Source organism: Candidatus Methylomirabilota bacterium, from assembly GCA_035709005.1.
GTDB lineage: Bacteria > Methylomirabilota > Methylomirabilia > Rokubacteriales > CSP1-6 > 40CM-4-69-5.
In genome coordinates, this window is the sequence record DASTFB010000112.1 from 1 (window position 1) to 11,474 (window position 11,474).

Below are 11,474 nucleotides of genomic sequence, written 5' to 3' on the forward strand. Positions count from 1 at the left end.
GGCTCACCGCGAGGCTCAGGCGGCGGGAGCCAGGTATGCGCTCAGCTCCTTGCGCAAGAACAGGCGGGAGCGGTGGATCCGGGACTTCACCGCCGGCAAGCTGATGCCGAGCGCTTCGGCGATGTCGGGGTTCGACAAGCCCTCGATGTCGTGCAGGACCAGCGCCGTGCGATAGTCGGGGGGCAGTCGGTCGATAGCCCGCTCCAGCACCTCGCGCAGTTCGCCCTGTAGCGCCTGCTCGTCCACCTTGGGCGACCAGTCGTCCAGGGGCTCGAAGTGCCCGCCGTCCAGGGAAGGCAGGACGTCGTCCAGCGCGATCTCCCGGGCCGTGGCCCGGCGCGATCGCAGCTTCATGTAGGCGGCGTTGGCCGTGATGCGGTAGAGCCAGCTGCCGAACGCGGACTCGCCCTTGAAGGTGTGGACCTTCCGTCCGGCCGTCCACAGGGCGTCCTGGGTGACCTCCTCGGCATCCTGATGCGAGCTGGTGATGCGGAGGGCGAGCCGATAGACCCGGTCGGCGAAGCGCTCCACGAGCTGCTCCATGGCCCGGGGCGCTTCGTGCCGCAGCGCTTCCACCAGCACCGCGTCCGGATCTTCACGGCGTGCGCTGGTCATGTTCACCGGCGCTCGCTCCCGTACACTGTCAGGTAGCGTTTGACCTCGTCGACGCATTGCTCCATCACCGTGATGTCCTTCGTCACCTTCGTCATGAGAATCGCGCCCTCGAGAGAGGCCACCAGGAAGTGCGCCACGGCCTCGGGGCGGCAAGCCTCGCTCAGTGTCTGGCGGTGTCGGGCTTCTCGCAGCGCTTCGGTGATGCGGTCGCGCCACGCGGAGAACACCTCGGCCAGCCTGGCCCGGAAACCCTCGTGCACGTCCGAAAGCTCGGATGCCAGGTTGCCCATAGGGCACCCCCCCACGCAGTTGTGGGCGCGTTGGGCCGCGACGATGCGGTCCAGGAAGCAGCGGATCTGGCCCAGGGGATCGCCCTGGGGATCCGAAAAGCAGGGGTTGAGGGTCCGTTCGAGGAACCCGCTGATGATCGTGTCCAGAATGGCGTGGCCGAGCTCCTCCTTGCTCCGGAAGAAGTGGTAGAAGCTGCCCTTGCCCACTCCGCTCTCGCGGAGCACGTCGTCCAGCGAAGTCCCGTGGTAGCCCTTGATCGACATCAGACGGGTCGCCGTGGCGACGATCGCCTCTCGCGTCTGCCTGCCCTCTCGGACTTTGCTCTGGGTCGTCATCATTGTACCAACCGGTTGTACCGACCGGTCGGTACAGACAGTACCCCACGCTTCCTCTACCCGTCAACCCCTACTTTCTGGGGCCAGGGTTGGGTCCCGGCGCCGGCTCCGCCGGCGCAATCCCCGTCCTGGGAGGCCTGGGAGGGGGCCGTCGAGCCGTCGAGGCCCCTCCGACTAAAACAGCGGGCCCGCCACCCGCAGGGCGGCCATCACGACGGGCTTCGGGTAGATGCCGAGGACGACGACCCCGATGACGCACAGGATCAGGGCAACGGCCAGCGTCCCCTCGATCGGCACCCGCGCCATCCGTGGTGGGGGGTCGATGTACATCCGCTTGGCGACGATCAGGTAGTAGAAGAGGGCGACCACGGTCAGGATGGCGCCTGTCAGGACAAGCCAGTACAGCCCAGCTCCGGCCGCTGCCCAGAAGACGTAGAGCTTCGCCCAGAAGCCGGCTACGAACGGGATACCACCCAACGACAGCAGGAACAGCAGCATCGCCAGGGCCAGCAGCGGGGCGCGCTGGGCCAGGCCACGGAGGGCTGCCACGTGCTCGGAGCCCTCGGCGCGGGCCACGGCCTCGACCACCAGGAAGGCGCCCATGTTGCCGAAGACGTACGCCACCAGGTAGAAGAGCACCATCGCTGTTCCCGTCGCCGAAGCCGCCGCGACCCCGACCAGCATGTACCCGATGTGGGCGACGCCCGAGTACGCGAGCAGCCGCTTGGTGTTCTGCTGGGGGAGCGCCATGAGGTTGCCGGCCACGATCGTGACGGCGGCGAGGCCCGACGCCACCGGCATCCACCGCGCGACCTCCGGGCCCACGCCCTCGAAGTAGACGCGGAAGAGGGCGATGAAGCCGGCCGCCTTGGGCGCGACCGACAGCCAGGCCACGAAGGGCGTGCCGGCCGCCTCGTACGCGTCGGGCACCCACATGTGGAAGGGGACGGCGGCGATCTTGAATCCGAAGCCGGCAAACGCCATCAGGAGCCCCAAGATCAGGAGGGGGTCCCCCGCACCCAGGGCCGTGGCCACGCCGTCCAGGCCGGTGGTCCGGGCCGACCCGTACACGAACGACAGCCCATAGGCCATCACCGCCGAGGACACGCTGCCCACCAGGAAGAACTTCAGGGCGGCTTCCACCGCCGTCGCCTCACGCTTGGCGAACCCGGAGAGCACGTAGAGCGGCATGGACATCAGCTCGAATGCCACGAACAACAGGATCAGGTCCCGGGCCGAGGCCAGCACCAGCATGCCGAGCAGCGAGGTCAGCAGCAGCAGATGGTACTCCCCCGCCCGCCGCGCGAAGACGGCACCCGGCTGCCGGAGCCCGCCCAGAAGCCCGATGAAGGTGGCGGCCAGGAACAATCGCTTGGCGAAGATGGCCAGGCCATCCTGAACGAACATGCCGCCCAGCGCGGGCGGGGTCGGCGGGACGGCCCAGGTCAGCGCGCCGAGCAGCAACACCCCGCCCGTGGCCAGCCATCCCACCCAGCGACGGTCCGCACCCCGAGCCAGCAACGTCGCGACGAAGACGACGAGGACGAGAGCAGCCAGCCCGAGCTCGAGGAGGAACGGCGTCATGGTCCCACGATGCGCGCGAGCAACGGCACCGTGGCCGTCCCCACCGGCGCCAGGGCGATCGCCGGCATCATGCCGAAGACCACGAGCCCGACGACCAGCAGCACGAGCGCTACCCACTCCGGCCCGCGGGCGTCGACGAGATGGTCGAAGTGTGGCGAGGGCGGCCCCCAGAAGATCTGCTTGGCCACCCGGAGCACGTACACCGCGGTGAGGAACGTGCCGGCCACCGCCGGAAACAGCCACCAGGCGTGCGCCGACTTCCACGCCCCCATGAAGGTGAGAATCTCGGCCACGAAACCCGCGGTGGCCGGCAGGCCGAGCGAGGAGAGTCCGCCCACCGTGAACGCGGTGGCGATACCCGGCATGGCGCGACCGAAGCCGCCCATCTTGAAGATCTCGCGGGAGTGCGCCTTCTCGTAGACGAGGCCCACCAGGGCGAAGAACAGGCCGGTCATGATGCCGTGGGCGAACATCTGGAACACCGAGCCATTCAGGCCGGCCTCGGTGAGCGTGGCGGCGCCCAGCAGGACGATGCCCATGTGGGAGACCGAGGAGTACGCGATCACGTACTTCAGATCGGTCTGGGCCATCGCCGACAGCGCGCCATAGACGATGTTGATGCAGGCGATCGTGCCCATCAGCCAGGCCAGCTCACGGGCGCCCTCCGGCAGCAGGCCCATGCCCATCCGGACCACGCCGTAGGCGCCAAGCTTCATGAGGACGCCGGCGTGGAGCATCGATACGGCGGTGGGCGCCGAGGCGTGGCCGTCCGGCGACCAGGTGTGCAGGGGCCAGATGCCGGCCAGGATCCCGAAGCCGACGTAGAAGGCCAGGAACACCCAGCGCTGGACGGCCGGAGTGAAGGTGGCGACCTCCAGCTCCAGGAAGGAGAAGGAGCCGGCCCCGGCGGTGACGTACAGCGCGAAGATGCCCACCAGGATGAAGGCCGAGCCGAAGAGGAGGTACAGCGTCAGCTTCATGGCGGCGTATTCTTTGGTCCCTACGCCCGTCTCCCGGACGGCCCAGGCGAAGATGCCGCGGGGCCGGATCTCTCCGCTGGAGCCCCAGATCCCGATCAGCAGATACATCGGCAGCACCGCCAGCTCGTAGAACAGGAAGAAGACGAAGAGGTCGAGCGAGACGAAGACGCCGTAGACGCCGGTGACCAGGATCAGGAGCAGCGCGTAGAACTCCTGGCTGCGCACGGCCACCGTCCACGAGGCGAACACGCCGGCGAAGATGATGATCGAGGTGAGCAGGACCATCAGCACGCTCATGCCGTCCACGCCCAGCTCGTAGGCGATGCCCAGCGGGGGCACCAGCGAGAGCTTTTCGTAGAACTGAAACCCGGCCGCGTCCCGGTCGTAGGCGGCGAAGACCCACAGGGACAGGACCATCGACACACCGGTCGAGACCACGGAGATCAGCCGCACGGCCAGAGGCGAACGGCGCGCCGTGAACATGATCAGGAGCGCGCCCACGAAGGGCGCCCAGGTGATGAGCGTGAGCAGCGGCATCACCGGCCCCACTGCGCCCAGACGAGGAGGACCAGGACGCCGAAGGCGACGGCGTAGACGTAGTCCTGAGCCTGGCCCGTCTGCAGTCGGCGGAGGGCGTCACCCCCGCGCAGGGTCAGCGCGCTCAGCCCATTGAGCAGCCCATCCACCAGGTAGCGGTCGACCCAGCCGACCACCCACGAAAAGCCGAGGATGACCCCCCGATAGAGCGCCCCGTAGAGGGCGTCGATCCCGTAGCGATGACGGGCCAGCATGTACATCGGGCCCAGCGCGGCGGCCACCCGGGCCGGATCGATCAGGGCACGCTGGTACATGGCCACCGCGAGCAGGAAGCCGACCGCGGCCAGACCGAGCGAGAGCGGGGCGAGCCATGCCGGCCCGTGGGGCACGTCGGCGCCGACGACCGCGAAGCGGAGGCCGAGTCCCACCGTGAGGGCGGCCAGGATCCAGAGCGGGATGGCCATGAGCGGCGGGGCGTCGTGGGGATGGCCGCCCACATGGGCGCGCCCGAAGAAGGCGATGAGCACCACGCGGAACATGTAAAAGGTCGTCAGGAACGCGGTCACCGCGAGCAGGACGAAGGGGCCGACCATCCCGCCCTCCAGCACTGAGGCCAGTACCGCTTCCTTGGAAAAGAACCCGGCCAGCGGCCACACGCCACCCAGCGCCAGGGTACCGACGAGAAAGACCACTCCGGTTTGCGGCAGCGCCCGGAACAGGCCGCCCATGCGGTGGATGTCATTGGTCCCCATGGCGTGGATGACGGCGCCGGCAGCGAGGAAGAGCAGCGCCTTGAAGACGCCGTGGGTCAGCAGGTGGAAGAACCCCGCGCCGGCCGCCCCCGCCCCCGCTGCCGCCATCATGTAGCCCAACTGCGACACGGTCGAGTACGCCAGCACGCGCTTGATGTCGTCCTCGACGCACGCCATCGTCGCGGCCAGCAGCGCGGTGAAGGCTCCCACCCAGCCGATCAGGCCCAACACGTCGGGGGCGAGCGCGAAGAGCGGCATGGCCCGGGCCACCAGGAAGACGCCGGCCGTGACCATCGTGGCGGCGTGGATCAGCGCCGAGACCGGAGTGGGCCCTTCCATCGCGTCGGGCAGCCACACATGGAGCGGGAACTGGGCCGACTTGCCGACGGCGCCCAGATAGATCAGCAGCATGATCGTGCTGAGCCCGTCCACGGGCAGCCTGTGCTGCTCGGCCATCTGGAACAGCGTGGCGAACTCGAAGGTACCGGCGGCGGCCCACAGCATGACGATGCCGATCACGAAGCCCACGTCGCCCAGCCGGGTGATCCAGAAGGCCTTGACCGCCGCTCGCGCCGCTGCGGGCCGGTCGTACCAGTACCCGATGAGCAGGTACGAGCAGAGCCCCACCAGCTCCCAGAACACGAACATCTGGAGAAAGGTGGGAGCCAGGACCAGGCCCAGCATCGAGAACGCGAAGAGCGACTGGTAGGTGTAATAGCGGCCGAGCGACGGAGCCGGTTCCCCGTCCAGGTAGCTGAGCGAATACACCTGGACCAGCAGCGAGACCAGGGTCACCAGCATCAGCATGGCGGCCGACAGCTCGTCGACCATGACGCCGACCGTGGCCATGGGCCCGCCGTCGCCCGGGAGCCACGACCAGGTGGCCGTGGCCCGCCCGCCCTGCATCCAGATCGTGAGCGCCCGGACGGCCGCGGCGAAGGCGGCCGCGATGGAGACCCAGCCGGCCAGCCGCCCGGTCCGCCGCAGCGGCGCCACCACGGCGAGGACGAGGAACGCGGCGAAGGGGAACAGCAGCACCTGCACGGCCGCGGCCGTCAGGTCCATGGCCTAGCCCCGCAGCAGCGTGAGGTGGTCGGCCTCCACCGTCTTTCGCACGCGGAAGATCGCGATGACGATGGCCAGGCCCAGCCCCACCTCGGCGACGGTGATCGAGATCGTGAAGAGCGTGAAGACGAGGCCGACCAGGTCGGCATGGAACCGGGCGAAGGCGACCAGGTTGATGTTCACGGCGTTCAGCATGAGCTCGATGCCGAGCAGGATGCCGATGGCGTTTCGCCGGGTGAGCACGCCGAAGAGGCCGATGGCGAACACCAGGGCGGCCAGGACGAGATAGGCCTGCAGCCCCATGCTCAGTTCCTCATCGGCGGCGCGAGCCCGCATAGAGCCGTGGGTGAGCTGTTCGCGCCCATCAGTCCTCCGTCCGGGCGAAGTAGATCGCGCCTACCAGCACCGCCACGAGCAGCACACCCAGCAGCTCGAAGGTGACCGCGAAGGGGCCGGTCAGCGCGCGGGCCAGCTCGCCCAGCCAGTCGCGAGCCGCCGGCCACGTGGCGGCGCGGGGGGCCCGCAGCAGGAAGCCCAGGACGCCGACGAACACGGCCGCGGCGACGATCACCCCGTTCAGCACCCAGCGATTGGTCTGGGCGAGCCGCTCTCCGACCAGCCGCTCGGTCAGCATGATGGCGAAGACCATGATGGTCACCACACCGCCGGCATAGAGCAACAGCTGGACAGCGAAGAGGAACGGCGAACCCAGCAGGAGGAAGACGACGCCGGTGGCCACCAGCGCCGCGGCCAGGAAGAGCACGGCGTGAAACAGGTTCGGCGTGAGTACGACGGCGAGGCTGGAGGCCACCAGCGCAGCGGCCACCAGCCAGAAGGCTATCGCCTCTCCCGTCACTCCTTGGCCTCTCCTTTGGCCTCGCCCCGGGCGGCCTTGGGGGGAGCCTGCATGTCCCGCAGCCGGTTGCCGGTGGCCCAGGACACCGGGAACTGCAGCCCCAGGGCGTGCAGTCGATCCTTGTCCAGCAGCAACTCGCGCCGATCCGACGTGGCGACGTCGAAGGTCTTGAGCATGACGATGGCGTCCGTGGGACACACCTGCACGCACAGCTCACAGAACTCGCAGGCGTATAGCTCGAGGCTGAAGGTCTTGGCGTAGTTCCGCTTCTCGCCCTTGAGCATCTCCACCTTGATGACCTGGGGCGGGCAGATGTACTCGCAGAGACGACACCCGATGCAGGCCTCCTCTCCCGTCTCCTTGTCGTAGACGAGGGCCAGCACGCCGCGGAACCGGTCCGGGTAGGGACGCGGTTGCTCGGGGTACATCTGGGTGACGGGTTTGCGGAACAGGTTGCGGAGCGTCACGCTCATCGCCCGCCCCACCGCCCGGGTCAGCTGCCCGAGCTCGCCCCAGAAGCCGACCCGACCGTTAGGCCCCACGACCGGCGCCGGCGGCCACCACGAAGGCGGTGACCAGCAAGAGGAGGACCGTCGCCGGCAGCAAGAGCTTCCAGGAGACGGCCAGGATCTGGTCGACCCGGATCCGGACGAAGCTCCAGCGCACCCAGGTGACGAGCAGGAACACCAGCACGGCCTTGAGGGTGAACCAGAGCGGGCCCAGCCATTCCGGCCCCGGGCCGAGCCAGCCGCCCAGGAACAACAGCGCTCCCAGGAAGGACGTGCCCACCATGTGGGCGTACTCGCCGAGCTGGATGAGGGCGAACTTCATCCCGCTGTACTCCACACGGAAGCCCGCCACCAGCTCGGACTCCGCCTCCAGGATGTCGAACGGCACCCGGTTCTCGGCGGCCAGGGTGGCGATCAGGTAGGCCAGGAAGCCCAGCTGCCCGATCACGGGGTAGAAGACGTACCAGCCGAAGAGCCCCTCCTGGGCCACGACGATGGCCGACATCTGCATCGAGCCGGCCAGGACCACGGGGATCAGCGCCGCGAAGATGAAGGGCAGATCGTAGGAGATGATCTGGTTCACCGCGCGCATGGCGCTGAGCAGCGCGTACTTGTTGTTGGAGCCCCAGCCCCCCATGAACAGGCCCACGATCTCCAGCGCCGAGACGGCCAGGAAGAAGAGGACGCCGATGTTCAAATCGGCCAGGCCCAGGCCGGGCGCGAAGGGAATCGTGGCGAAGATCAGCATGCAGGGCAGAAGGAAGACGATCGGGGCCAGGTTGTAGACCCAGCGATCCGAGGCGGCCGGCACCACGTCTTCCTTCAACATCAGCTTGAGAGCGTCGGCGATCGGCTGCAGCCAGCCGTGGGGCCAGCCCACGTAATAGGGACCGATGCGCGACTGCATGCGAGCCGCGAACTTGCGTTCCAGCAGCGTGATGTAGGTGACGACCAGGACGATGGCATTGAGCAGGATGAAGGCCGTGATGACCGCCTGGGCCACCGGGGACAGCGTCACCGATCGACCTCGCCGAAGACGGGATCCACCGAGCCCATGATGGCCACGACGTCGGCCACTTTGTGGCCCGGGATGATGTGGGGCAGGACGGCCAGGTTCGAGAAGGACGCCCCGCGCCACTTCATCCGGTACGGCTTGGGGCCCCCGTCGCTGATCAGGTAGCAGCCGACCTCGCCGCGCGCCCCCTCGACGCGCCCGTAGCCCTCGCCCTTGGGGACCCGCACCTGCCCGACCGACTTGACCCCGGGCCGCGACGAGATGGGGCCCGCCGGCAAGCCGTCCAGCGCCTGGGTCGCGATCCTGATCGACTCCCGGAACTCTTGCATGCGCACCCGGTACCGCGCGTAGCAGTCTCCGGCCGTCTCCACGGGAACCTTGAAGTCGAAGTCCTGGTAGGACGAGTACGGTTCGGTCCGGCGCACATCGTAATCGATGCCGGAGCCGCGGGCCAGCGGCCCGCAGACGCCCATGCCCAGGGCCAGCTCACGCGAGATCGTGCCCACCCCCTGCGTGCGCACCAGAAAGAAGGCGTTGTCTTCCAGCATCGCCTCGTATTCGTCGACGCGCTGGGCGACCTGTTGGACCGTCCGTCGGCACTGCTCGGCCCATCCCGCCGGCAGGTCGTAGCGCACCCCGCCCACCTGGTGAAACCCGTAGAGCAGCCGGGCGCCGGTGAGGGCTTCGAAGAGATCGAGGATCGTCTCGCGCTCGCGCATCGTGTAGAGAAACACCGTGGCGCCGCCGCCCAGGGCGCCGCCCATGTCCATACACCAGGTGCCCAGCCAGAGGCAGTGGGAGGCGATGCGCTGCAGCTCGGCGACGACGACGCGCAGGTATTCGGCCCGCTTGGGGACGTCGATCTTGCCGACCTTTTCGACGGCCATGACATAGGCCAGCTCGGACGTCATGGCCGCCACGTAGTCCGTCTTGGAGGCGATGGACGGGTACTGCACGTAGGTCAGGGTCTCGCCCAGCTTCTCGTGACAACGGTGGAGGTACCCGATGACCGCGTCCACCGCGACCACCTCTTCGCCTTCCAGGGTGAGGATCGCCCGGAACACGCCGTGGGCCGACGGGTGCTGGGGCCCCATGTTCATCATGAGGCGCTCGTTGCCCCCGTAGCCGACCTCGATCGTGGAGCGGGTGGGCGGCACGCCGACGTCGCTCACTTCATCGGCGAGTGGGGCGCCGGAACCAGGATGATGGACTTCATCTCCAGCAGCAGCGGGTAGCCCTTGGCCAGGAAGCCTTGCCACTGCGGGTCCTGGGTGACCTTGGCCCGCACCGCGGCCCGCTCGTTCAGGTCTCGGTACGCCCACAGATGGACGACTTCGTTCAGCGACCCCATCTCCGTCATCCACAGCCCCACGTTCGGGGAGTACTTCTCGCGGACGGGCATGACCGCCTTGATGTGGGAGATCCACTCCGGCGCCTTGCCCGGCTGGGTCCGGTACCATCGCAGCTCATAGAGGTGACCGTCCCCGCTCGGCGGCCTGAGCGGGAGCTGAGGCGACAGGATCCGGTTCTCCTGGGCAACCAGCATGGGCCGGCTCTGCGCGACGTAGTTCTTGGTCCAGTCTTCGTTCTTCTGCAGCTCCGCGCGCAGGCGCTCGCGCTCGTTGAGGTCGGGGTAGCTCCAGAGGTGGACCGCCTGGTTCAGGGTGCCGAACTCCGACGTCCAGTACCCTTCGAGCTTGCCGTACTTGTCGCCGCGCGCCTTTCGCCCGACCTCGGCGGCCAGCCTGACGTATTCGCCTTGCTTGCCCGGCATCAGCGTGTACGTGCGGAGCTCGTGAACCATGGCTCCTCCTCCGTCAACGGTAGGGGTGATGGGACGTGTCGACCGCGTAGTCCTTGCGCAGCGGATGGCCCTCCCAGTCCTCGGGCAGGAGGATCCGTCGCAGATCGGGATGTCCGTCGAACACGATCCCGAACATGTCGTAGCACTCCCGCTCCATCCAGTCGGCGCCGGGAAAGAGGCCGGTCAGCGTCGGACAGTGCGTCACGCCGCCGCCGAGTCGGGTCCGCATCATGACGGCGAGCCGGGCCTCGAGGTTCTCCAGCCGGCACAGCACCTCGAGCCCTTCGGCCTTCCAATCCACTGCGCTGAGCCAGCTGAAGTACCGGCAGCCCAGCTGCTGCTGGGCGAAGCCCGCGAACTCCGTCCACCGCTGGACCGGCAGGGCTGCCGTGAGGAGGGTGCCCTCGACACCGGGATCGATCCCAAACTGCTCCCGCACCTTACTGGCGACCTCGGCGGCGGTCACTCGCGAATCAGCCTTCTCGCGTGGAGGGTGCAGACCGTCGGCCCGTCTGCTGGAACTCGGCGACCTGTTCCTGCAGCTTGAGCAGGCCGTACATCAGGGAGTCGGGCGTGGGCGGACAGCCGGGCACGTACACGTCGACCGGCACGACGCGGTCGACGCCCTTGACGACGTGGTAGCCGTGCCGGAAGGGACCGCCGGAGTTCGCGCACGAGCCCATCGACACCACCCACTTGGGGTCCGGCATCTGGTCGTAGATGCGCTTCAGCATGGGAGCCATCTTGATGGTGACGGTGCCGGAGACGATCATCAGATCGGAGTGGCGGGGCGACGCCCACGGCACCATGCCGAAGCGCTCGACGTCGAAGCGCGAGGCGAAGGTGGCCATCATCTCGATGGCGCAGCAGGCCAGCCCGAACGTCACCGGCCACAGCGACGAGCTGCGGGCCCAGTTGAAGATCTTCTCCGTCGAGGTGGTCACCAGCCAGCCGCCCGGGAAGTGGTGGATGGCCTCGGCGATGGAGCTGAGCGCCTCCGAGGTGCGGTCGTTGCCGGTGCGCTCCTGGTGGTACTTCTCCCACTCCTGCAGATCCTTGAACTCGGTCCAGACGGCCGGCGGCACCTGCGGCCGGGGGGCCTTCACTTCCACTCCAGCACCCCCTCGCGAT

At 68.2% G+C, this 11,474-nt stretch carries 13 protein-coding genes; all 13 read right to left on the minus strand.

Going from position 1 to position 11,474, the window contains the following annotated elements:
• Positions 1 to 15: 15 nt before the first annotated feature.
• The gene (locus VFR64_20455) at positions 16 to 615 is read right to left on the minus strand and encodes a sigma-70 family RNA polymerase sigma factor (protein HET9492109.1); all 600 of its coding nucleotides are present in this window, start codon (positions 613 to 615) and stop codon (positions 16 to 18) included.
• 2 nt (positions 616 to 617) lie between these two features.
• Positions 618 to 1,244 carry a TetR family transcriptional regulator C-terminal domain-containing protein gene (locus VFR64_20460; GenBank protein HET9492110.1) on the minus strand — a complete coding sequence of 209 codons (627 nt, stop codon included), beginning with the start codon at positions 1,242 to 1,244 and terminating at the stop codon, positions 618 to 620.
• A 171-nt stretch (positions 1,245 to 1,415) separates the two neighbouring features.
• Positions 1,416 to 2,825 (minus strand): NADH-quinone oxidoreductase subunit N, encoded by a 1,410-nt coding sequence (locus VFR64_20465; protein HET9492111.1) that lies wholly within the window; start codon positions 2,823 to 2,825, stop codon positions 1,416 to 1,418.
• Positions 2,822 to 4,342 (minus strand): NADH-quinone oxidoreductase subunit M, encoded by a 1,521-nt coding sequence (locus tag VFR64_20470; protein HET9492112.1) that lies wholly within the window; start codon positions 4,340 to 4,342, stop codon positions 2,822 to 2,824. Before VFR64_20470 ends, VFR64_20465 begins: the two co-directional genes overlap by 4 nt.
• Positions 4,342 to 6,159: an NADH-quinone oxidoreductase subunit L gene (gene nuoL, locus VFR64_20475; protein HET9492113.1), complete on the minus strand. Its 1,818-nt coding sequence runs from the start codon at positions 6,157 to 6,159 to the stop codon at positions 4,342 to 4,344. Before nuoL ends, VFR64_20470 begins: the two co-directional genes overlap by 1 nt.
• Positions 6,160 to 6,162: 3 nt before the next feature.
• On the minus strand, positions 6,163 to 6,468 hold the full coding sequence (gene nuoK, locus VFR64_20480) for an NADH-quinone oxidoreductase subunit NuoK (GenBank protein ID HET9492114.1): 306 nt from the start codon (positions 6,466 to 6,468) through the stop codon (positions 6,163 to 6,165).
• A 55-nt stretch (positions 6,469 to 6,523) separates the two neighbouring features.
• Positions 6,524 to 7,015 (minus strand): NADH-quinone oxidoreductase subunit J, encoded by a 492-nt coding sequence (locus tag VFR64_20485; protein HET9492115.1) that lies wholly within the window; start codon positions 7,013 to 7,015, stop codon positions 6,524 to 6,526.
• The gene (locus tag VFR64_20490; protein HET9492116.1) at positions 7,012 to 7,557 is read right to left on the minus strand and encodes an NADH-quinone oxidoreductase subunit I; all 546 of its coding nucleotides are present in this window, start codon (positions 7,555 to 7,557) and stop codon (positions 7,012 to 7,014) included. The genes VFR64_20485 and VFR64_20490 overlap by 4 nt, the downstream gene beginning before the upstream one ends.
• Positions 7,547 to 8,542 (minus strand): NADH-quinone oxidoreductase subunit NuoH, encoded by a 996-nt coding sequence (nuoH, locus tag VFR64_20495; GenBank protein ID HET9492117.1) that lies wholly within the window; start codon positions 8,540 to 8,542, stop codon positions 7,547 to 7,549. Before nuoH ends, VFR64_20490 begins: the two co-directional genes overlap by 11 nt.
• Positions 8,539 to 9,711: an NADH-quinone oxidoreductase subunit D gene (locus tag VFR64_20500; protein HET9492118.1), complete on the minus strand. Its 1,173-nt coding sequence runs from the start codon at positions 9,709 to 9,711 to the stop codon at positions 8,539 to 8,541. Before VFR64_20500 ends, nuoH begins: the two co-directional genes overlap by 4 nt.
• Complete coding sequence (locus tag VFR64_20505) at positions 9,708 to 10,343, minus strand: NIPSNAP family protein (GenBank protein ID HET9492119.1); 636 nt, start codon at positions 10,341 to 10,343, stop codon at positions 9,708 to 9,710. Before VFR64_20505 ends, VFR64_20500 begins: the two co-directional genes overlap by 4 nt.
• A 13-nt stretch (positions 10,344 to 10,356) precedes the next feature.
• Positions 10,357 to 10,809 carry an NADH-quinone oxidoreductase subunit C gene (locus tag VFR64_20510; GenBank protein HET9492120.1) on the minus strand — a complete coding sequence of 151 codons (453 nt, stop codon included), beginning with the start codon at positions 10,807 to 10,809 and terminating at the stop codon, positions 10,357 to 10,359.
• Between the two features lie 7 nt (positions 10,810 to 10,816).
• Positions 10,817 to 11,314, minus strand: coding sequence for an NADH-quinone oxidoreductase subunit B family protein (locus tag VFR64_20515; protein HET9492121.1), 498 nt, complete (start codon positions 11,312 to 11,314; stop codon positions 10,817 to 10,819).
• Between the last annotated feature and the right edge of the window lie 160 nt (positions 11,315 to 11,474).

What these genes read in the sequence shown, in the direction of transcription:
- VFR64_20460 (HET9492110.1), bottom strand. Translation starts at nt 1,244, where the DNA reads ATGATGACGACCCAGAGCAAAGTCCGAGAGGGCAGGCAGACGCGAGAG.
- VFR64_20470 (HET9492112.1), bottom strand. Translation starts at nt 4,342, where the DNA reads ATGCCGCTGCTCACGCTCATCACCTGGGCGCCCTTCGTGGGCGCGCTC.
- VFR64_20505 (HET9492119.1), bottom strand. Translation starts at nt 10,343, where the DNA reads ATGGTTCACGAGCTCCGCACGTACACGCTGATGCCGGGCAAGCAAGGC.
- nuoL (HET9492113.1), bottom strand. Translation starts at nt 6,159, where the DNA reads ATGGACCTGACGGCCGCGGCCGTGCAGGTGCTGCTGTTCCCCTTCGCC.
- VFR64_20465 (HET9492111.1), bottom strand. Translation starts at nt 2,825, where the DNA reads ATGACGCCGTTCCTCCTCGAGCTCGGGCTGGCTGCTCTCGTCCTCGTC.
- VFR64_20455 (HET9492109.1), bottom strand. Translation starts at nt 615, where the DNA reads ATGACCAGCGCACGCCGTGAAGATCCGGACGCGGTGCTGGTGGAAGCG.